Below are 20,599 nucleotides of genomic sequence, written 5' to 3'. Positions count from 1 at the left end.
ATGGCCCCGACAACGCCCCCGCCCCGCGTGCGCATCCAGACCGCCGACTTTGATCTCGCCGCCGAGGTGGCGGCCCTGCGCGACGGCGATCTGGGCGTCGGCGCCGTGGCCAGCTTCGTCGGCACCGTGCGTGAGCGGGGTCACCCGGCCGACGTCGAGCGGGTGCGCGAACTGGAACTGGAGCATTACCCGGGCATGACCGAACGGTCCATCGAGGCCATGATCGACGCGGCGCATGCCCGCTTCGACCTCCGCGCCGTGCGCGTGGTGCACCGTGTCGGACGTCTGCAGCCGGGCGAGCAGATCGTGCTCGTGGCGGTCAGTTCAGCCCACCGGGGCCAGGCCTTCCAGGCCTGCGAGTTCGTCATGGACTACCTGAAGACCCAGGCACCGTTCTGGAAGAAGGAGACCACGCCCGCGGGTGCGAGCTGGGTCGATGCCCGCGTGGCCGACGACGAGGCACTGGCGCGCTGGGGCATCGAGGCGCGCAATGCAGCCGGGTGCTGAGCCCGTGGCGCCCGACGGCCAGGCGCGGGATCCGCGCCGGTTGCGCACCGCCCTCAGCCGCTTCACCACGGGCGTGACCATCGTCACCTGCACCGATGCCGCCGGCGAGCGCGTGGGCCTGACGGTCAACTCGTTCAGCTCGCTGTCGCTGGAGCCGCCGCTGGTGCTGTGGTCGCTGCGGCGGGAGAGCCCGTCGGCCGCAGCGTTCTCGGCCGCGCGCCACTTCGCCGTCAACGTGCTGGCCGAGTCGCAGGTGGGGGTGTCGCGCCGCTTCGCCGCGCGCAAGGCCGACCGCTTCGCCGAGGGCGACTGGGCCAGCGGGCTGCACGGCCTGCCCGTGCTCGGTGGCACGGCGGCGGTGTTCGAGTGCGAGACGGTCTCGACCCAGGTGGCGGGCGACCACCTGCTGTTCATCGGCCGCGTGCTGGCTTGCGCCGAGACCACGGCGGCGCCTCTGCTGTTCCAGTCCGGCCACTACCGCACCATCGGCCACGCACTGTAGGCGCGTGCCGGCCGCAGTCGCTCAGGCGGCCGCGTCTGTCCAGGCGGCCGAGGCGCGGCGCAGCCGGTCGGCCAGGTGGGTGGCGATCTGGCGGTACAGCAGCGCCGCCAGTGTGGGGTCGTCGCGGTCCAGCTGCGCCAGCGCCACGGTCGGCAGCACGAGCACCTCGGAGGCCCGGTCGGCCACGGCATCGGCGCTGCGCCCGCCGCTGTCCAGTGCCGCCAGTTCGCCCAGCAGCGTGCCCGGCGAGAAGCTCGCGTAGCGCGTCGTGCCCTGGGCCACCACCGTGATCGAGCCGCGCGTCAGCAGGTACACGGCATCGGCCGGGTCGCCCTCGCGGAACAGGTGCTCGCCAGCGGACAGCCGGCGCGGCTGCAGCCGGCCCAGCACCGCCTGCTGGTGGCGGGGATCGAGCCCGCGCAGCAGCACCGTGTCCTCGGGCGCGATCGGCTGCACCAGCAGGTCGGGCGCGACCCCCTGCTCGGCCAGCAGCACGCGCTCGGCGTGCTCGACGGCGCGGTCGGCGTCGGGCCAGCAGGCCAACGGCCGCCCGCCGCCGGCCTGCGCGAGGTGGTCGCCCCAGGGCCGGCCTTCGGTGGCCGGGCAGGGTGGGCCGACGGGCAGCAGGGTCACGCCGCGCTCGGCCAGCCGCTGGTCCAGCCGCAGCAGCTCGACCGCCGCCGACTCGTCGACCGCGCTCACGCGCCGCAGGTCGAGCACGACGAAGCGGCCCCCGGTCGGCAGCGCCTCGGCCTCCTCGGCCACGCGTTCGGCGTTGCCCCAGAACAAGGCGCCCTGCAGCTCGAGCACGGCGATCCGAGGGCGCAGCGACGACAGGGCCAGCTCCAGCGGCGGCGGGTAGACGCGGCGAGACGGCCGCGCCTCGGCCGTGCCGCGCCAGCGCAGTGTCTGGCCGCGGATGCGGCGCACGAACACCACGCCGGCGACGGCGATGCCCACCGCCACGCCCGCCGCCGGGCCCTGCACCACCGTGGCCACGGCCACCAGCGCGGTGGTCAGCATCGCTGGGGCCAGGGCGGCGCGGCGCTGGCGGTTCCGGCACTGCCGCAGCATGGTGCGCGACCAGCCGTCCACCAGCGAAGCCGCGACCACCAGCATCACCCCGGCCAGCGCGGCCTTGGGCAGCAGCGCCAGCAGCGTGCCGGCCGCAGCCAGCAGCAGCAGCGAAGCCGCCGCGGCCGACAGCGCCGCCGCGCCGCCCACGCCACCGGCCTGCAGGATGGCGGTGGCGCGGGCCCGCAACATCACCGTCGGCAGCGCGCCGAGCAGGCCCCCGAACAAGTTGGCGACGCCGAGTGCCAGCAGCTCGCGGTTCTCGTCGTGGCGACCCTGCACCTGCTGGTCCACGGCACGCAGGTTCAGCAGGCTCTCCAGGCCGGCCACGAGGGCCAGCACGACCGCGCCCAGCAGCAGGGTGGCCGGGTGCGCGTTCACCAGGGCCAGCACGCTGGCGTCGCCCTGCAGCGCCGCAACCGCGCCGGGCCAGGTGGAGGGCAGCGTCACCGGCGCCAGCGTCACCCCCAGCCCGGCCTGCGGCCACACGGCGGCCACGCCATGCCACACCAGCGTGGCGAGCCCGAGGCCGATCAGCGCGCCGGGCCAGCGCCCCCGCACGCGCGCCAGCCACACGATCACCGCCGTGGTGGCCAGGCCCAGCACCAGCGCGCCGGGCTGCGCTCGGGCCAGCGCCTGCACACCCTCGGACGCCCAGCGGTCGGGCTCCAGCGCCAGCAGCGGCGGCAACTGGGCCAGCACGATCAGCAGCGCCACCCCGCTCATGAAGCCCGACAGCACCGGCTGCGGCACGAAGCGGGCCAGCCGCCCGAGCCGCGCCCAGGCCATCAGCACCTGCAGCAGGCCCATGCCGACGACGGCCAGCCCCAGCGCCACGAGCACGGCGGCCAGGCCGGCGGGCCCGGGTGGCAGGGCCGGGCTCGAGGCCAGCGGCACCAGCATCGCCGCCACGATCACCACCGTCGCCGAGGTGGGGCCGCCCACGGGCATCGTGCTGCGCCCGAGCAGCGCGTACACGGCGGCGCCGACGATGACGGTCAGGAACGCGGCGGCCACGCCCGCCGTGGCGGCGCCCAGCGGGGCCAGTGCCACCAGCCCCAGCGTAATCACGATGGCGATGCTGGTGATGGCGCCCACGGCGCCACCCACGACCGCACGCGGCCAGGGCGCGGTCGGCCTCACACTCGGGTTCAGTGCGGTCTCCTCGTGCAGCCCGGTGGCCGTGGCCCCGGGCGTTGTTGCTTCAGGTCAAGGCCAGTTTAAGCGCGCCCCCGGGGCCCGGCCGATGGGCTTGAAAGGCGGCGCCCATGCCTCACATCGAAGGCAGACCGGAGGTTCACCCCATGCGTTTCGACAAACTCACCACCGCCTTCCAGCAGGCCCTGCAGGACGCGCAGAGCACCGCCGTCGGCCGCGACAACCCCTACATGGAGCCGGCCCACCTGCTGGCGGCGATGCTGGCCCAGCCCGACGGCCCGCGCGCGCTCCTGGAGCGTGCCGGCGCCAAGGTGGGCGCGCTGGCCATGGCCATGGAAACGGCGATCGACGCGCTGCCCCAGGTGCAGGGCGGCGGCCAGCCGGTGCAGCCGGGCCGCGACCTGGTGCTGCTGCTGCAGGCGGCCGACAAGGAAGCCACGAAGCGTGGCGACCAATTCATCGCCAGCGAGATGTTCCTGCTGGCCGCCGCCGACGCGAAGAGCGACTTCGGCAGCGTCGTGCGCGGCCACGGCCTCACGCGCAAGGCACTTGAGGCTGCCGTCATGGCGGTGCGCGGCGGCAGCAAGGTCGATTCGGCCGATGCCGAAGGCCAGCGAGAGGCGCTCAAGAAGTTCACGCTCGACCTCACCGAGCGCGCGCGCCAGGGCAAGCTCGATCCCGTGATCGGCCGTGACGACGAGATCCGCCGCGCCATCCAGGTGCTGCAGCGGCGCAGCAAGAACAACCCGGTGCTGATCGGCGAGCCCGGTGTCGGCAAGACGGCCATCGTCGAGGGCCTGGCGCAGCGCATCGTCAACGGCGAAGTGCCCGAGAGCCTGAAGGACAAGCGCGTGCTGGTGCTCGACATGGCCGGGCTGCTGGCGGGCGCCAAGTTCCGCGGCGAGTTCGAGGAGCGGCTGAAGGCCGTGCTCAAGGAAGTGGCGGCCGATGAGGGCCGCATCATCCTGTTCATCGACGAACTGCACACCATGGTGGGCGCCGGCAAGGCCGAGGGCGCCATCGACGCCGGCAACATGCTCAAGCCGGCACTGGCGCGCGGCGAGCTGCACTGCATCGGCGCCACCACGCTGGATGAGTACCGCAAGTACGTCGAGAAGGACGCTGCGCTGGAGCGCCGCTTCCAGAAGGTGCTGGTCGACGAGCCCAGCGTCGAGGCCACGGTGGCCATCCTGCGCGGCCTGCAGGAGAAGTACGAGGTGCACCACGGCGTGGAGATCACCGACCCGGCCATCGTGGCCGCGGCCGAGCTGAGCCACCGCTACATCACCGACCGCTTCCTGCCCGACAAGGCCATTGACCTCATCGACGAGGCGGCGGCCAAGATCAAGATCGAGATCGACTCCAAGCCCGAGGCGATGGACAAGCTCGACCGCCGGCTCATCCAGCTCAAGATCGAGCGCGAGGCGGTCAAGAAGGAGAAGGACGAGGCATCCATCAAGCGCCTGGGCCTGATCGAGGACGAGATCGCCAAGCTCGAGCGCGAGGCCGCCGATCTGGACGAGATCTGGAAGTCCGAGAAAGCGCAGGCCCAGGGCTCGGCCCAGGTCAAGGAAGAGATTGACCGCACCCGCCAGCAAATCGAGGAGCTCAAGCGCAAGGGCGACTTCAACAAGGTGGCCGAGCTGCAGTACGGCAAGCTGCCCGAACTGGAGAAGCGCCTGAAGGAAGCCCAGGCCAAGGAAACCGGCAAGAAGGGCGGTGGCAAGCCGCAGCTGCTGCGCACCTTGGTCGGCGCGGAAGAGATCGCCGAGGTCGTGAGCCGGGCCACTGGCATCCCGGTCAGCAAGCTCATGCAGGGCGAGCGCGACAAGCTGCTGCAGATGGAGGCCCGTCTGCATGAGCGCGTGGTTGGCCAGGACGAGGCCATCGTGGCCGTGGCCGATGCCATCCGCCGCTCGCGCGCGGGCCTGTCAGATCCCAACCGGCCGCTCGGCAGCTTCCTCTTCCTGGGCCCCACCGGCGTGGGCAAGACCGAGCTGTGCAAGGCGCTGGCCGGCTTCCTGTTCGACAGCGAAGACCACCTCATCCGCGTCGACATGAGCGAGTACATGGAGAAGCACTCGGTGAGCCGCCTGATCGGCGCGCCCCCGGGTTACGTGGGCTACGACGAAGGCGGCGCACTCACCGAGGCCGTTCGCCGCAAGCCCTACAGCGTGCTGCTGCTCGACGAGGTGGAGAAGGCCCACCCCGATGTCTTCAACGTGCTGCTGCAGGTGCTGGACGACGGGCGTCTGACCGACGGACAGGGCCGCACGGTCGACTTCAAGAACACCGTCATCGTGATGACCAGCAATCTGGGCTCGCAGCTCATCATGCAGATGGCAGGCCGGCCGGGCGAGCAGATCAAGGACGCCGTCTGGGGCGAGGTCAAGGCGCACTTCAGGCCCGAGTTCCTCAACCGCATCGACGAGACCGTGGTGTTTCACGCGCTCGACCGCAGCCACATCGAGAGCATCGCCCGCATCCAGCTGAAGATCCTGCAGGCCCGGCTGGAGAAGCTCGAGATGAAGCTCGACGTGAGCCCGGCGGCGCTGGCCGAGCTGGCCAAGGTGGGATTCGATCCGGTGTTCGGCGCGCGGCCGCTGAAGCGGGCCATCCAGCAGCGCATCGAGAACCCGGTCAGCAAGCTGATCCTGCAGGGCCGCTTCGGGCCGAAGGATGTGATCCCGGTCGATGTGATCGACGGCGGCTTCGGCTTCGAGCGTGTCGTGCACTGAGGGCGCGGCTCTCTAGAATCGTCGCCGATGCGTATGGACTGAAGGCCGATGATCGAAACACATCAGGTGCGGCCGGTGGTCGTGGTGGGCGCCGGGTTGGCGGGCTTGACGGTGGCGCTGGAGCTCGCCCGCTCCCGCCCGGTGGTGGTGCTCGCCAAGCGCAGCCTGTCCGAGAGCGCCACGGCCTGGGCGCAGGGCGGCATCGTCGGCGTGCTGGGTTCCGACGACAGTGTCGAGAGCCACGTCCGCGACACCCAGGCGGCCGGTGCCGGCATCGTCGACGAACACGCCGCGCGCTTCATCGCCGAGCACAGCGCTGCCGCCGTGCGCTGGCTGGTCGACCAGGGTGTGGGCTTTTCGCCCGACCCCGAAGGCCCGCTGGGCCTGCACCTCACGCGCGAGGGCGGCCATGCGGTGCGCCGCATCGCCCACGCCGCCGACGCGACCGGACTGGCCATCCACCAGGCGCTGCTGGCGCGTGCCCGCGAGCACCCGCGCATCACCTTGCGCGAACGCTGGGTGGCGGTCGACCTGATCACCTCGCGCCACCTGAAGCAGGGTGACCCAGAGCCCCGGTGTCATGGCGTCTACGCGCTGGACATGGACGCGAAGCGGGTGGAGACGCTGCCGGCCGCGGCCGTGGTGCTGGCCACCGGCGGGGTGGGTAAGGTCTACCGCTACACCAGCAATCCCGACACCGCCACCGGCGACGGCATCGCGATGGCCTGGCGTGCCGGTTGCCGTGTCGCGAACATGGAGTTCATCCAGTTCCACCCGACCTGCCTTTACCACCCGCAGGAACGCAGCTTTCTCATCACCGAGGCGCTGCGGGGGGAAGGCGCGCACCTGACGCTGCCCGACGGCACGCGCTTCATGCCGGAGCACGATGCGCGCCTGGAGCTGGCGCCGCGCGACATCGTCGCCCGCGCCATCGACTTCGAGATGAAGAAGCACGGGCTGGACCACGTCTGGCTGGACGCGCGGCCCATCGTTGCCGAAAAGGGCGAGGCCTTCCTGAAGTCTCATTTCCCCACCATCCATGCCCGCTGCGGGCAGTTGGGCATCGACATCGCGCGCCAGCCGATCCCGGTGGTGCCGGCGGCGCACTACACCTGCGGCGGCGTCGTCACCGATCTGGACGGCCGCACCGACCTGCCGCAGCTGTTCGCCGTTGGCGAGACCACCTACACCGGCCTGCACGGTGCCAACCGCCTGGCCAGCAACTCGCTGCTGGAGTGCGTGGTGCTGGGTCAAAGCTGCGCCGACGCGATCGCGCGGCTGCCGGCGGTCGATGCGCCCGATCCGCCGCCCTGGGACGAGAGTCAGGTCGAGGATGCCGACGAGCAGGTGGTGATCGCCCACAACTGGGACGAGCTGCGCCTCTTGATGTGGAACTATGTCGGCATCGTGCGCACGACCAAGCGTCTGGAGCGGGCGCTGCACCGCATCAAGCTGCTGCGCGACGAGATCGACGACTACTACGCCAATTTCCGCGTCAACCGCGACCTGCTGGAGCTGCGCAACCTGGTGGTGTGTGCCGAGCTCATCGTGCGCAGTGCGCTTCGCCGCCACGAGAGCCGTGGCCTGCACTACAGCCGCGACTTCCCGCACACCTTGCCGGTGAGCTTTCCGACGGTGCTGACGCGGCCTGCCAGAAGCCGCTGAGCCCGACCGGCTGTGCCGGCGTCAAGCCAGGGTGCTGAAGCCGGTGGCCGGCACCTGCTCGATGCGCGCGCGCCCCTGGCGCTTGGCCACGTACAGCGCCTTGTCGGCGCGAAGCAGGAGCTTCTCCAGGGTGGTCCCGTGGCGCGGAAACATCGCCACCCCCGCGGAGAAGCTGCCGTTCGGCACGCGGCGGCGCCCGGGCTCCGGCGGCAGCTGCTGCAGCGCTTGCAGCAGTCGCTCGAGCACGGCGTGGGCGTGCTCGCCGTCGATGTCCGGCATCACGGCCACGAACTCCTCGCCGCCGTAGCGGCACAGGATGTCGCTCTTGCGCAGGGTCTCCCTCAGCAGCGCGGCAAAGCGCTTGAGCACCTGGTCGCCGGCCTGGTGGCCGTAAGTGTCATTGAGCAGCTTGAAGTGGTCGAGGTCGAGCAGCGCCACCCAGGCGATGCACTGGTTGCGGTGTGCCCGCTCCAGCAGGCCCGGGCCGGCTTCGAACAGGTAGCGGCGGTTGTGCAGCCCGGTCAGCGGGTCTCGCAGGGCCTGCTCGCGCAAGGCCTGGTGCAGCCGTTCGGTCTCGGCCACCTTGGCCTCGAGCTGGGCATTGAGCTCGGCCAGGCGGCGGCGGTCGTCGTCGGCCTCCCGGTGGCCCAGCACCGCAAGGTCACGTTCGCGTTGGGTGGCCGCCAGCCGATGGCCAACCTCCAGCGCAATGATGCGCGCCCGCGCGCTGCGGCCCACGAGGTGTGTGTAGCGTTGATGGGCCTCACGCTGCCAGCGCAGGGCCGCCGCGTGATCCCCCAGGTGCTCGCAGGCGTCGGCGAGCGCCTGACGAAGCTGCATCGAGGCATAGGGCGGGTCTGACCGCTGGCGATCCACCCGCTGCGCCAACGTGCGCTCGGCGAGTTCGCGTGCGCCTTTGGCGTTGCCCTGGGCCAGCAGGCAGCGCGACTTGATCCAGGCCCACTCGCAATGGCCATCGCCGTCGGCGATGCCACTCACGGCACCGGTCGCCAGGTAGCGCAGGGCCTGGTCGATCTCGCCGCTGGCCAGAAAGCCCAGGGCCAGCGGCAAAGGATGGTGGCGGGGCAGGTCGTCCACCGTCTCGGCCGGATGCTCGAGCAAGAACCCCGCCATGGCCCGCGCGGCAGGGGGGTTGCCCGCCGCGTAATGAACCAGCACCAGGTTGGCACACGAGGCCGTCACCAGCAGCCGCATGCCGCAGCGCCGGGCCTCGGCCAGTGCCTGCTCGCTGAGCTGACGGGCGTCGTCCAGGTTGTACAGCGCCTGGTGGAAGCCGCCGAGGTTGGCGACGACGGTGATGCGCGGCCCGTCCAGGCCGGTTTCGAAGGCGGCCTCCCGGGCGGCGTAGAAGTGGTGCAAGGTCTCGTCGACGTGCCCGTTGAGCTTGTGCGTGAGGGCGCGCGAGTTGTGCGCGAGGAATCGGAACATCGCGTCGCGTTCGACGCCGGGCCGGCCGTCGATCTCGGTCTGCAGCCGCGCCGAGCCGGCAAAGTCGCCCTGGCGCCGCAGCGCCATCGCGCGCACCTCGTCGCACCAGGCGGTGCCGCTTCCGTCGCCCAGCGCCTCGAAGACTTGGCGGGCCTCGGCCAGTGCCGCGTCAGCTTGACGGCCGGTGTCGGCAGCAGTCCCGGTGCGCAATTCGGCCAGCGCGATGTGCAGCCAGCCCTCGGCCGCCAGGGCGCCACCGAGTGGCACGAGAAGGCGCCCGAGCTCGGCGGCCGCCTCGGGCTGCAGGTAGCAGAGTTCGCGGAGCCGCTGGCGTGCCGCGGCGACGTCCTTGCTGTGCTCAGCCACGGGCGCGCATGGCGGTGCGGGCCTGCACGAAGCCGAAGGCGTACTCGATGGCCTCTATGAGCTGGCGGTCGCTGTCGCTGCGTTCGCGCTCGCTCAGGTAGAAGACGAAGTCGACCTCGTGACGGATGTATCGCGGGGCGAGTCGGTTAAGGGCCACGCAGGCCACGTCGGCCAGCAGCTCAAGGTCGTGGTCCAGGCCCGGGTACTGCGGAGCCAGACGCCGCACAGTGTCGAACACGGCGCGCTCGTTGTGGTTGCGGACGGTCGTGAAATCGGCGCTCATGGCGTCTCCTCCCCCCAGCGACGGCGCTTCGGGTTGAGATGGGCTTATCGGCGCGCCGTTGCCGGTCTGAAGCGAAAAGGCAGCCGTCAGGCGGCGCCAAGGTCTGGCGTCAGGCCGCTCGGCGCGCCGCGCTGCGGGATGGCCAGCGCGGCCGGGTGGGCCTTGACGAAGTCCAGCATGCGTTCGATGCAGCCGGCGGCCCGGCTGCGCACTGGCTCGGGCACCTGGATCTCGCCGGTTCCGCGTTCCAGGCAGGCCAGCACGCCCTGCACCGCGTTCATGGCCATCCAGGGGCAGTGCGCGCAGCTCTTGCAGGTTGCGCTGGCGCCCGCCGTGGGTGCTTCGATCAGCGTCTTGCCCGGAGCGAGCTGGCGCATGCGGTGCAGGATGCCGTTGTCGGTGGCCACGATGTACTCGCGGGCCGTGCCGTCGACGACGGTCTTCAGCAGCTGCGAAGTGCTGCCCACGACGTCGGCCAGCGCCACCACGGGCGCCGGCGACTCGGGGTGCACCAGGACCTGCGCACCCGGGTGCTCGGCCTTCAGCAGTTCGAGCTCCAGGCCCTTGAACTCGTCGTGCACGATGCAGGCGCCGTTCCACAGCAGCATGTCGGCGCCGGTCTGCTCCTGGATGTAGCGGCCGAGGTGGCGGTCGGGTGCCCAAAGGATCTTCCTGCCCTGGGCCTTGAGGTGTTGCACGATGGCCAGCGCGCACGAGCTCGTCACCATCCAGTCGGCACGCGCCTTCACGGCGGCGCTGGTGTTGGCGTAGACCACGACCTCGCGGTCGGGGTGGGCGTCGCAAAAGGCGGCGAAGGCCTCGGGCGGGCAGCCAAGATCGAGTGAACAGGTGGCCTCGAGGTCCGGCATCAGCACCCGTTTGTCCGGGCTCAGGATCTTGGCCGTCTCGCCCATGAAGCGCACCCCGGCCACCACCAGCGTGCGGGCCGGGTGTTCGCGGCCGAAGCGCGCCATCTCCAACGAGTCGGCCACGATGCCGCCGGTTGCAAGCGCCAGATCCTGAAGGTCGCCGTCGACGTAATAGTGGGCCACCAGCACGGCACCTCGGGCCTTGAGCAACGCGGCAGCGCGTGCCAGGGCCGCCTGGCGCTCGGGCGGCGGCAGCGCTGCGGGTACCCGGGCCCAGGCCTGCTGGGTGCTGCAGGCGCCGCCTGCGTCCTGACGGGTGTAGTTGACCTGCACGGTCTCGTTCATGGGATCCTCGGCAACAGAATGGGGATGTGGGGTGCGTGGCGCGCCCGTCAAGCAGGGCTGGGTCAGGCCGACGCGAAAAAGCGGCTGGGCGGCATGCCCACCGAGCGCCGCACCATGGCCGTGAAGGCGCTGGCGCTGGCGTAGCCCAGCTCGGCGGCGATGTGCGCCATCGGCCGCTTGCGCGCGGCCATCGACAGCGCCTTGGCCAGCAGCACCTGCTGGCGCCACTCGGCGAAGGTGGTGCCCAGCTCCTGGCGGAACAAACGTGCGATCGTGCGCACGCTGGCGCCGCAGCCAGCGGCCCAGTCCTGGAGCGTGGCGTGGCGCGCGGGGTCGTCGAGCACCGCCTCGCACAGCGCGCGCAGCCGCTTGTCGGCCGGCAGGCCCACGCCCAGCGGCACCGGGCGGGCACGCGCCAGCTCGTCCTGGACCAGCGCCACCAGGCAGGCCCCGCGCGCGGCGTCGTCGGGTGGCTCCACCAGCTGCTCCACCAGCTCGCGCAGCAAGGGGGACACCTCCAGCACCCGGCACTGCTGCCAGCCGACGCGCGCCACGCCCGCATCCAGCGCGGCCGGTCCGCAGCGGCCGCCGGGCTGCAGCAGGTACAGCGTGCGCAACTCGGCGTCCTCCACCACCGTCACCACATGCTCCACGCCTGGAGGAATCCACACCGCGCGGGACGGCGGCACGATGTAGGTGTGGCTGCCGGCGCTGACGCGCAGCACCCCCGTGGCCGACCACGCCACCTGCGCCCAGGCATGGCGGTGCGGCGCGATGCGCGAGGCCGCCGTCATGCGGCGCGCGCGCACCCGCAGGGGGTGTTCGGGCGTGGGCGCGAAGTCGGTCGGTCCGGGGGCCGGCACGTGGGCGTGGACCCGTGGCACCGCTGGGGCACTGCGGCGCGCCGGTCGCGGCGCCGAGGGACAGTTGAAGACAGGGCGGGCCATGGCGCAATCGCGACAGAATCTGGCCGACTATCGTAACCCGGTCGCTGCGCGCGTCGCTAGGCTGCCGGCATGACGTCCCTCGCCCCCAAGCCCCTGGTGCCGGTGGCTGCAGCCCGTGCCGACTTCACCGTGATCGGACTGGTCGGCGTCGCACACGGCACCTCGCACTTCTTCCACCTGCTGCTGCCCCCGATGTTCCCGGTGTTCATGCGCGAATTCGGCCTGAGCTACTCCGAACTCGGGCTGCTGGTGTCGGCGTTCTTCGTGATCAGCGGCGTTGGACAAGCGATGGCGGGCTTCCTGGTTGACCGCGTCGGCGCGCGGCCGGTGCTGTTGGCGGCGCTGGGCTGCTTCGTCGCGGCGGCACTCGCGGCGGCCTCCGCACGCGGCCCGGGCGGGCTGGTGCTGGCGGCGGTCCTCGCCGGCATCGGCAACGCACCCTTTCACCCGGCCGACTTCACCATACTCAACAAGCGCGTGTCGTCGCCGCGCCTGGGCCATGCGTTCTCGGTGCACGGCATCTCGGGCAACCTGGGCTGGGCGGTGGCGCCGGTGCTGCTGATCGGTGTGGCCGAGCTCTTCGGCCATTGGCGTGCCGCCTACCTGGCCGCGGCGCTCTGGGCGCTGGCGGTGCTCTTGCTGCTGGCGCTGCGCCGCGAGGACATCAACGACCGCCGCCCCGATGCCGTTGCTGCGCCACGCGCCGGTGCGGCTGCCGCCGCCACTGAGCACCCGCTGGCCTTCCTGCGCCTGCCCTCGGTGTGGTTGTGCTTCAGCTTCTTCTTCTGGAGCACGGCCGCGCTGGCGGCCATCCAAAGCTTCGCCAGCCCGGCGCTGGCCATGCTGTACGGCCTGCCCTTGTCGGCCACGGCCTTCGTCGTCACCGGCTACATGCTGTGTGGCGCGGCCGGGATGGTGATGGGCGGCTTCGTGGTCGCGCGCGTGCAGCGGCTGGAGCTCATCATCGGGATGGCCATGGCCGCCGGCGCGGCGCTGCTGCTGCTGGTGGCCAGCGGCATGCTGCCGCCGCTGGCGGCCGCGGCAGTGACGGCGCTGGCAGGCTTCGGCACCGGGCTGGCCGGACCCTCGCGCGACATGCTCATCAAGCGCGCCGCGCCGCCCGGGGCCACGGGCCGGGTCTACGGCACGGTGTACTCGGGCCTGGACGTCGGCTTCGCGCTCGCGGCGCCGGTGTTTGGCTGGCTGCTCGACCACGGCCACGCCGGCGGCGTGTTCGGCGGCTCGGCGCTGGCGCTGCTCCTGGGCGTGGGCTCAGCCTCGCTGGTGGCGCTGCGCTTGCGCGCACTGCGCCCGGCAGCCGCTTAGGGTGGCTGCCATGTCCAACCCGCCCACCCCCTCGCGCCTGGCCGGCCATGCGCTCGTCGAGACGCTGATCGAACAGGGCATCAGCACCTGTTTTGGCGTGCCTGGCGAGAGCTACCTCGCCGTGCTCGACGGTTTCCACGAACACCGCGACCGCATCCGCTTCATCGCCTGCCGGCAGGAAGGCGGCGCCGCCTTCATGGCCGAGGCCCAGGGCAAGCTCACGGGCCGGCCCGGGGTGTGCTTCGTGACGCGCGGCCCCGGCGCCACCAACGCCAGCATCGGCGTGCACACGGCCCTTCAAGACTCCACGCCGATGGTGCTGTTCGTCGGCCAGGTTGCCAGCGACCAGCGCGACCGCGAGGCCTTCCAGGAGCTCGACTACCGCCAGGTGTTCGGCCCCGGCACGCTGGGCATGGCCAAGTGGGCGGCGCAGTGCGACAGCGCCGACCGCCTTCCCGAGTACGTGGCGCGCGCCTTTCACACCGCGCAGCAGGGCCGCCCGGGCCCGGTGGTGCTGGCGCTGCCCGAGGACATGCTTGCCACGCCTACGGCTGCGCGGGTGCTGCCGCGCGCGGAGCCGGCGCGCGCCTGGCCGGCGCCGGGCGCGCTGCGCGAACTGCGCGCGCGGCTGCTGGTCGCCGAGCGGCCCATCGTCATCGCTGGCGGCCCGGGCTGGGACGCCGGGGCCGCCGCAGCGCTGCAGCGCTTTGCAGAGAACTGGCAGCTGCCAGTGGCCTGCGGCTGGCGCTTCCAGGACACCTTTGACAACCGCCACCCGCTGTATGCCGGCGACGTGGGCATCGGCATCAACCCGCGGCTCGCGGCGCGCATCCGCAACGCCGACCTCGTCATTGCCCTGGGCGTGCGACTCGGCGAGATGACGACCAGCGGCTACACGCTGCTGGCCGCGCCGCGGCCGGCGCAGGCGCTGGTGCACATCCACCCCGGGCCCGAGGAGCTGGGCCGCGTCTACGCCGCCGACCTGCTGATCCAGGCCGCGACGCCGGCCGCGGCCAAGTCGCTGGAGGCGCTCACCGCGCCGCCCGAGCTGCGCTGGCGCGCCCACGCCGAGGCCGCTCGCGCCGACTACGAGGCCAACCTCGTGGCAGCGGCGGTGGAGCCGATGGACCTGGCGGTGGTGGTGAAGACGCTGCAGCAGCGCCTGCCCGAGAGCACCGTCTACACCAACGGCGCCGGCAACTATGCCGGCTGGCTGCACCGCTACGGCGTTCTGCCGGGCCTGCAGCACCACGGCCGCACGCAGCTGGCGCCCACCAGCGGCGCCATGGGCTACGGCCTGCCGGCGGCGGTGGCGGCGAGCCTGCTGCAGCCCGGACGCTGGGCCGTCAACCTCGCCGGCGACGGCGACTTCCTGATGAACGGGCAGGAGCTGGCCACGGCCACCGCCTACGGCGCGAAGCGGCTGCTCAGCATCGTCGTCGACAACCGCAGCTACGGCACCATCCGCATGCACCAGGAGCGCGAGTACCCGGCGCGCGTGAGCGGCTCCGACCTCTTCAACCCCGACTTCGCGGCGCTGGCGCGCGCCTATGGCTGGCACGGCGAGTTCGCCGCCACCACGGCCGACGCAGTGGCAGGGATCGACCGTTGCATCGCCGCCATCGAGGCCCAGGGCCGCCCGGCGCTGCTGCACCTGGAGTTGCCGACCGACGTGATCACCTCGCGCACCACGCTCACGGCGGTGCGCGCGGCGGCGCTCAAGGGCGCGGCCTGATCAGCAGCAGCACCACCCCCGCACAGACCACGCCCGCGGCCAGCCACTCGCCGGCCGTCACCGCCTCGCCGCCCAGCGTGACGCCCAGCAGCAGGCCGATCACCGGGTTGACGAAGGTGTAGCTCGACGCCAGCGCTGCGCTGGTGCGCTGCAGCAGCACCATGTAGGCCGAGAAAGCCACCAGGCTGCCGGCCAGCACGAGATACACCCAGGACAACAGCGCGCGGCCCTCGGGCGGCCAGGCTGGCTGCTCGCCGGCGGCCAGCGCAGACAGTGCGAGCAAGGCGCCGCCGGCCAGCATCTGGCTGGCATAGCCGGTGGCGCCGTGCGCCAGCGCCAGCGCGCCACCCCCCAGGGCCCGCGGCAGGCCATGGCGTGCCCACACGCTGCCCACGCTCCAGGTGACGCAGGCGAGGACCAGCCACAACAGGCCGGGCAACGACGCGCCGAAGCCCGCGCCCCGCGCCAGCAGCACCACCCCCACCAGGCCCAACACGATGCCGGCGGCCTCGCGCCGGCTCGGCCGCACGCCGTAGGGCCACTCGGCCAGCGCCACCAGCGCCGGCACCACGGCGATGAAGGCCACCACGAGGCCCGAGCTCACCGTGGTCTGCGCCACGGCGGTGGCTCCGTAGCCGCCGCCCAACATCAGCGCGCCCAGCACGAGGGCGCTGATCCATTCGGCCCGCGTGGGCAGCCGCGCCCCCTGCAGCAGCATCCAGGCCATCAGCAGGCCGCCGGCCGCCAGGAAGCGCGTGCCCATCTGGAAAAACGGCGGAAAGCTCACCAGCGCCCACTTGATGGCGAGGTAAGTCGAGCCCCAGATCAGCCAGGTGGCCGCCAGGCAGGCGGCCACCAGCGCGGTGCCGGGTGCGGCCGGTGCCGGCGCTGGTGGGGGCGGGGCTGAACTCGGCATGAAGGTGCGATGTTAGGCTCGGCGAGACGCCCAGCCCGGGCCCCCTGCGCCACGCCATGATCGACTTCTCGACCTGCGACCTCTGCGACCCCTTCCGCGACGAGCCTACGGCGCTGCGCGTGCTGCCGCCGCGCTGGCACGACTACGGCGGCCAACCGCGCTTTGCCGGCCCGGTGGCCACCGTGCGCTGCTTCGAGGACAACGTGCTCGTGAAGAGCCTGCTCGACAGCCCCGGCCAGGGCCGCGTGCTGGTGGTGGACGGCGGCGGCAGCCTGCGCACCGCGCTGGTGGGCGGCAACCTGGCGGCGGCAGCGGCGCGCAACGGCTGGGCCGGCATCGTTATCGACGGCGCGGTGCGCGATGCGGCCGAGTTGCGCGCCACCGCCGTGGGCGTGCGCGCGCTGGCGCTGTGCCCCATGCCGCCGGCCAAGCGCGGCGGCGGCGGCCACGAGGGAGGCCCGGTGCGGCTGCAGGGCGTGGCGGTGCGCCCGGGCGACTGGCTGTACGCCGACGCCGATGGCATCGTCCTCGGCGAACGGCCGCTGCACGGGACGGCGGCTGACTAGAATGCGGCATTCGTCGGGGTGTAGCGCAGCCTGGTAGCGCAACTGGTTTGGGACCAGTGGGTCGCACGTTCGAATCGTGTCACCCCGACCATGCAATTCAAGAACTGGCCTGCGCGCAGCGGGTGAGTTTGGTTGGCGGGGTAGCGCCGGGGTAGCAGCAGCCGGCAGCGGTCGAACGATCCGTTTGTGAGAAGGGCTGATCGCCCGCTTCTCCATCGATCGCGCCTGAGCGGCACCGTTTGGTCTTGGGCATGCGTTCCGTGCCAGCCTTGCCTGAAGAAGTCGTGCCTGCATGCCTCCTGTCGGGCACCGCGCGCAAACTTGAAGCGGCTGGCGTCGAGGCGGTCGAAACTGAAGGTTCAGGCGCAATCCACACGCGGGTCTGCGCGCGCTGGGTGCGCTTGCGAGCCGTCCACCCCTTGCTGGCGCGACTGGGCAGCCATCGTCGCTGACTGGCGTCCCTTGATCAGTCGGCGACAGGCTCGCCCGAGTGCCAACCCCTTCCGCCAGGCCGGGCTGCCGCAGGCGGGTCTGCCTCGGAGCGTTTGTGCGCGTGCCTGCGCGGCTCGCTGAGGATCCGTCGCCCGGCGCCTGCGTGACGCGGTCTTCTTCGCCCGCGAGCTTCTTGGCATTGCAGGGCTTCGGACCCGGCGGGTCGCAAAGTTCCCGCTGCTGTGGTGCTGCTTCGAACGCGGAGACCACCTGGATATGGTCCGGCTGCTGGGCGAGCGCCAGGACCTCGCCGCGATCTTGGGCGATGAGTTCGCTTCGAACCAACGTTGCTCACGTCGCGGCGGGCGCAGGGCCGGAGCTCAATGACCGGTCTGCGGCAGACTGTTCGTCGAGTTGGCTGCCCGAAATCGACCGTCGGCACTGACCACGAGGTCGCCCGTGGCGCAGATGCCCCTGGCAGTGGAGCGACCGAAGCGCTCGATCCGGCCGAACGCAGCCTCCATGCCGTCGACGAAGCGTTTGGGGTCAACTGGTGCACCTACCGGCAGCCACGGAGCGGCCCCCAACTCCGCACGCACGGCATCAGGGCACCTCATGACGCGTCAAGGGACGAACGCCTGCTCCATTTCCTTGCGCATCCGCCAGGCATGGGTGCCGGTGTCGACCGCCACGTCGGCCCAACAGAGGCACTGCCCTTTGCTCACGGGGCGCATCACGCGCACGTTGTGCGCCAGACCCAAGGGCAGCCCACCCATGGCCATCGACGACTTGGCCGGTTGCAGCTTTCCCCATACCGTGAAGCCGCCCTCACCGTCGAGCATGTCACCGGGCTTCAAGTCGCGCTTTGCGGTGGCCACCACATCGGCGTTCCAAGCGGTCGGCACGCCCGTGGGCTCGCCACGCAAGGCCACGCTGGCCACCGACACGCCGACCTCGAGCCCGATGAGATGCCAGCGCTTGTACAGCGTGAAGTAGCGCCCGCTGGGGTCGGTATGGGCGTTGTATTCCTCGAAGCAGTGCTTGATGTAGTCGCTCTCAGCCTCGACTGTCACCCACACGCCCATGCGGATGTCGTAGGGGATGACGCGGCCATCGGTCTCCAACGACGAGATCACTTCGACCATGCCCTTGTGCTCAAGCACGCCGCCTTCGCTTGTCGGTCGCGTGACGAAGGGGATGTCCTCCACGCTGGCCGGTGGATACCGCAACCCGTTGCTGGGCACCGCAAGGCCCGTGGCGTTGGACACCGCCGTGCACTCGATCGACGGCTTGCTGCCGTCCAGAAAGCTGTTGAACATCTTCGGGTTGAGTCCGCCGCGGTCGGCTTGCTCGGGCGTCAGGCCATAGTGGCCCCACACAGTGTCGGGCGTCGATTCGCAGAAGTGTGGCAGCCACTTGTGCCCGCGGCCGGCAGCGACCACCGGGAAGCCGCAGGTGCGTGCCCAGTCGACCAGGTCGCAGATCAGTGCGGGTTGGTCGCCGAAGGCCATGGAGTAGACAACGCCCGCCTGCGCCGCCTTCCGCGCCAGCAGCGGGCCGCAGAAAGCGTCAGCCTCGACTGTGACGTTGACGACGTGCTTGCCGTGCGCGAAGGCTCCCAGGCAGTGGTCCACCGCCGCGATCGGGTGGCCGGTGCATTCCACGATGACGTCGATGGCCGGGTGCGATACCAACGCCTGCCAATCGTCGCCGACATGGGTGGTGCCAGCCTTGACAGCGGCGTCCAGCGAATCCGCCTGTATGCGTCGCGGATCCCAGCCCACCCGCGCCAGGTTCCGGCTGGCAGCTTCGGGCGAGAGGTCGGCAACGCCGACCAGATGCACACCGGGTGTGCGCGGAATCTGGGCCAGGTACATCGATCCGAACTTGCCTGCACCGATGAGGCCGATGCGTACCGGCCGGCCCTCGGCGTGACGCTGCTGCAACTTGCTGTAGAGACTCACGCGATGGTCACTCCTGGATGAAGAGGATGGACGACCCTCAGCAGCCTATCCCGAGGAATTCCTCGCCGGTTCGAGGTTTACCCCAGCGCGTGGACGGGAACGGCCCTGCTGATGGGCGGCAGAGGGGCGAACAGCCAGGCGGCTGCCCGCCATCGCTGTCAGCTCATGGCCGAGTGGAGCCGACCGGTTTTCGCCGAGGAACAGCCGGTCTAGGAGCGTGGGCGGCAGAAATCCAGCCCCGCGTTGGGCCGACTTCGGGGCCCAGGCCAGGCGCCGCGCGCAGCCCGGGCTGTGCGCCCGGGCCAGCGTGGCAACGCCGCATGGGCCCCGAAATCGGCCCAACCCGAAGCACGACCACCTCCAGTTGTAGACCCCGTGGGTCTCGGAGCGGCGTCGCTCGCGCGACCACACGTTCTCGGCCAACTGCAGATACGACACCAGCGTGACATCAGCTCGCGCTGGCTTGGACTCGCGTAGGCCTATGTGCCCAAGCGTAGGCAGCTCTACGTCGGACAAGCAAGGGTTCTACGCCAATCCCTGCCTCTGGGCGCTTGGCGCAAATCGGCCACTCCGAGGTTCGTCAAATCAATAACTTACGAAGGCGCGACGAGCCAGAACAAGGTCCATGTGCCCCGCAACTGTCAGAGTCGGGTCTGAGCTCGCGCAAGAAGGGGTCGGGGCCGGCGTCGATCTCACTCACCCGTGATCTTCCGCTCCTTGATCAGGCGCGCCCATTTGTCGGTGTCCCGTTGCACCACCCGTGCGAAGTCAGCCGGGCTGCCGCCGGCTGCCTCGTAGCCAAGCGTCTTCAGCCGATCAATGAACTCGCGTGATTTCAGGACCGCATTGATCTCGCCGTTCAGGCGCTGGGTGGCTTCGGCCGGCATGTTCCTGGGCCCAAACACGCCGAACCAGGTCGAGGACTCGAAGCCGGGCACGGTGTCAGCCACCGTTGGCAGGTCGGGCAACACCTGGGAACGTGTGCGCGAGGTGACGGCCAGTGCCCGCACGCGGCCATCCTTCAGGTGCGGCAGGGCCGAGGCCACGTTGTCGAACAGCAGGTGGATCTGGCCCGCGATCATGTCGGGGATCACGAGCGCCGTGCCGCGGTACGGGATGTGCACGACGAAGGTGCCCGTCATCGACTTGAAGAGCTCGCCTGTCAGGTGAACGATCGTTCCGTTGCCGCTCGAGCCGTAGTTGAACTTGCCCGGCTGCGACTTCAGCAGGGCCAACAGCTCGCGCACGTCGGCGGCCTTCACGTTCGGTGCGACCAGAAGCACGTTGGCCGAATCGGCCACGTGCGCCACTGGCGTGAAGTCGGTCTTGGGGTTGTACGGGATGTTCGGGTTGAGCAGCGGACCGATGGCGTGGGTCGAGCTGGTGGCCATCTGGATCGTGTAGCCGTCGGGCTGCGCCTTGGCGGTAAGGTCACTGCCCAGCGTTCCGCCCGCGCCAGGGCGGTTGTCGACGACCACTTGCTGCTTGAGCCGGTCCGACAGCTGCCGCGCCAGTTCACGCGCGAGGATGTCGGTGGCGCCGGCCGGGGGAAACGGGACGATCAGGCGGATCGGTCGCGAGGGATAGGCAGCGGAGGCCTGCGCCCAGGCCGGACGAACGCCGTTCGTCGCAAGTGCTGAACCGAGGCAGGCGAGGATGAGGCGGCGGCGCGAGCGGAAGCTGGGCATGACGAGACCTCGGAGTCGGGCAGAGCGCGTCAGATTGTGCCAGCCGGGTGCGACGAAGTGCGTAGGAAT

At 71.1% G+C, this 20,599-nt stretch carries 15 protein-coding genes and 1 tRNA gene; 8 read left to right on the top strand and 8 right to left on the bottom strand.

The annotated features are described in order from the left end of the window. Positions 1-507: a molybdenum cofactor biosynthesis protein MoaE gene (locus KA711_11765; protein MCM0609646.1), complete on the top strand. Its 507-nt coding sequence runs from the start codon at positions 1-3 to the stop codon at positions 505-507. After that, complete coding sequence (locus tag KA711_11760) at positions 491-1,009, top strand: flavin reductase family protein (GenBank protein ID MCM0609645.1); 519 nt, start codon at positions 491-493, stop codon at positions 1,007-1,009. The genes KA711_11765 and KA711_11760 overlap by 17 nt, the downstream gene beginning before the upstream one ends. A 21-nt stretch (positions 1,010-1,030) precedes the next feature. On the opposite strand, the gene KA711_11755 is transcribed toward KA711_11760, so the two are convergent. Next, complete coding sequence (locus KA711_11755; protein MCM0609644.1) at positions 1,031-3,226, bottom strand: SLC26A/SulP transporter family protein; 2,196 nt, start codon at positions 3,224-3,226, stop codon at positions 1,031-1,033. A 161-nt stretch (positions 3,227-3,387) separates the two neighbouring features. On the opposite strand from KA711_11755, the gene clpB reads away from it, so the two are divergent. Both clpB and nadB read left to right on the top strand, forming a co-directional pair. Next, a complete protein-coding gene (clpB, locus tag KA711_11750) occupies positions 3,388-5,979 on the top strand; it encodes an ATP-dependent chaperone ClpB (protein ID MCM0609643.1) in 2,592 nt (863 codons plus the stop codon). Positions 5,980-6,027: 48 nt separating this feature from the next. Continuing rightward, positions 6,028-7,644, top strand: coding sequence for an L-aspartate oxidase (nadB, locus tag KA711_11745; protein ID MCM0609642.1), 1,617 nt, complete (start codon positions 6,028-6,030; stop codon positions 7,642-7,644). A gap of 21 nt (positions 7,645-7,665) precedes the next feature. Here the strand turns inward: nadB and KA711_11740 are convergent, their stop codons facing one another. The 4 genes from KA711_11740 to KA711_11725 all read right to left on the bottom strand — a co-directional run bounded on the left by KA711_11740 (position 7,666) and on the right by KA711_11725 (position 11,903). Beyond that, complete coding sequence (locus KA711_11740; protein MCM0609641.1) at positions 7,666-9,459, bottom strand: GGDEF domain-containing protein; 1,794 nt, start codon at positions 9,457-9,459, stop codon at positions 7,666-7,668. Next, positions 9,452-9,742 carry a late competence development ComFB family protein gene (locus tag KA711_11735; GenBank protein ID MCM0609640.1) on the bottom strand — a complete coding sequence of 97 codons (291 nt, stop codon included), beginning with the start codon at positions 9,740-9,742 and terminating at the stop codon, positions 9,452-9,454. Before KA711_11735 ends, KA711_11740 begins: the two co-directional genes overlap by 8 nt. A gap of 86 nt (positions 9,743-9,828) precedes the next feature. Beyond that, positions 9,829-10,956: a quinolinate synthase NadA gene (gene nadA, locus KA711_11730; protein ID MCM0609639.1), complete on the bottom strand. Its 1,128-nt coding sequence runs from the start codon at positions 10,954-10,956 to the stop codon at positions 9,829-9,831. Positions 10,957-11,018: 62 nt separating this feature from the next. Then, positions 11,019-11,903, bottom strand: a complete 885-nt coding sequence (locus tag KA711_11725; GenBank protein ID MCM0609638.1) for a helix-turn-helix transcriptional regulator — start codon at positions 11,901-11,903, stop codon at positions 11,019-11,021. 69 nt (positions 11,904-11,972) lie between these two features. Between KA711_11725 and KA711_11720 the strand changes: the two genes are divergently transcribed. Together KA711_11720 and KA711_11715 are read left to right on the top strand one after the other, a co-directional pair. Next, the gene (locus tag KA711_11720; GenBank protein MCM0609637.1) at positions 11,973-13,229 is read left to right on the top strand and encodes an MFS transporter; all 1,257 of its coding nucleotides are present in this window, start codon (positions 11,973-11,975) and stop codon (positions 13,227-13,229) included. A gap of 10 nt (positions 13,230-13,239) precedes the next feature. Continuing rightward, complete coding sequence (locus tag KA711_11715) at positions 13,240-14,964, top strand: thiamine pyrophosphate-binding protein (protein MCM0609636.1); 1,725 nt, start codon at positions 13,240-13,242, stop codon at positions 14,962-14,964. Here KA711_11715 and KA711_11710 read toward each other — a convergent pair. Continuing rightward, the gene (locus tag KA711_11710) at positions 14,948-15,880 is read right to left on the bottom strand and encodes an EamA family transporter (GenBank protein ID MCM0609635.1); all 933 of its coding nucleotides are present in this window, start codon (positions 15,878-15,880) and stop codon (positions 14,948-14,950) included. The genes KA711_11715 and KA711_11710 overlap by 17 nt on opposite strands. A gap of 56 nt (positions 15,881-15,936) precedes the next feature. On the opposite strand from KA711_11710, the gene rraA reads away from it, so the two are divergent. Beyond that, complete coding sequence (rraA, locus tag KA711_11705) at positions 15,937-16,446, top strand: ribonuclease E activity regulator RraA (GenBank protein MCM0609634.1); 510 nt, start codon at positions 15,937-15,939, stop codon at positions 16,444-16,446. A 14-nt stretch (positions 16,447-16,460) separates the two neighbouring features. Beyond that, a tRNA-Pro gene (locus KA711_11700) sits at positions 16,461-16,537 on the top strand. A 964-nt stretch (positions 16,538-17,501) separates the two neighbouring features. On the opposite strand, the gene KA711_11695 is transcribed toward KA711_11700, so the two are convergent. Continuing rightward, complete coding sequence (locus KA711_11695) at positions 17,502-18,842, bottom strand: Gfo/Idh/MocA family oxidoreductase (protein MCM0609633.1); 1,341 nt, start codon at positions 18,840-18,842, stop codon at positions 17,502-17,504. A 692-nt stretch (positions 18,843-19,534) separates the two neighbouring features. Further along, the gene (locus KA711_11690) at positions 19,535-20,530 is read right to left on the bottom strand and encodes a tripartite tricarboxylate transporter substrate binding protein (GenBank protein MCM0609632.1); all 996 of its coding nucleotides are present in this window, start codon (positions 20,528-20,530) and stop codon (positions 19,535-19,537) included. Positions 20,531-20,599: the final 69 nt, after the last annotated feature.

Source organism: Ideonella sp. WA131b, from assembly GCA_023657425.1.
Lineage (GTDB): Bacteria > Pseudomonadota > Gammaproteobacteria > Burkholderiales > Burkholderiaceae_C > Rubrivivax.
The sequence above is the reverse complement of the archived record's forward strand: the minus strand, read 5'-3'. Positions and strand labels throughout refer to the sequence as shown.

Coding starts and splice junctions, on each gene's coding strand:
- KA711_11765 (MCM0609646.1), top strand. CDS start 1: ATGGCCCCGACAACGCCCCCGCCCCGCGTGCGCATCCAGACCGCCGAC.
- KA711_11760 (MCM0609645.1), top strand. CDS start 491: ATGCAGCCGGGTGCTGAGCCCGTGGCGCCCGACGGCCAGGCGCGGGAT.
- clpB (MCM0609643.1), top strand. CDS start 3,388: ATGCGTTTCGACAAACTCACCACCGCCTTCCAGCAGGCCCTGCAGGAC.
- nadB (MCM0609642.1), top strand. CDS start 6,028: ATGATCGAAACACATCAGGTGCGGCCGGTGGTCGTGGTGGGCGCCGGG.
- KA711_11735 (MCM0609640.1), bottom strand. CDS start 9,742: ATGAGCGCCGATTTCACGACCGTCCGCAACCACAACGAGCGCGCCGTG.
- nadA (MCM0609639.1), bottom strand. CDS start 10,956: ATGAACGAGACCGTGCAGGTCAACTACACCCGTCAGGACGCAGGCGGC.
- KA711_11725 (MCM0609638.1), bottom strand. CDS start 11,903: ATGGCCCGCCCTGTCTTCAACTGTCCCTCGGCGCCGCGACCGGCGCGC.
- KA711_11720 (MCM0609637.1), top strand. CDS start 11,973: ATGACGTCCCTCGCCCCCAAGCCCCTGGTGCCGGTGGCTGCAGCCCGT.
- KA711_11715 (MCM0609636.1), top strand. CDS start 13,240: ATGTCCAACCCGCCCACCCCCTCGCGCCTGGCCGGCCATGCGCTCGTC.
- KA711_11710 (MCM0609635.1), bottom strand. CDS start 15,880: ATGCCGAGTTCAGCCCCGCCCCCACCAGCGCCGGCACCGGCCGCACCC.
- rraA (MCM0609634.1), top strand. CDS start 15,937: ATGATCGACTTCTCGACCTGCGACCTCTGCGACCCCTTCCGCGACGAG.
- KA711_11690 (MCM0609632.1), bottom strand. CDS start 20,530: ATGCCCAGCTTCCGCTCGCGCCGCCGCCTCATCCTCGCCTGCCTCGGT.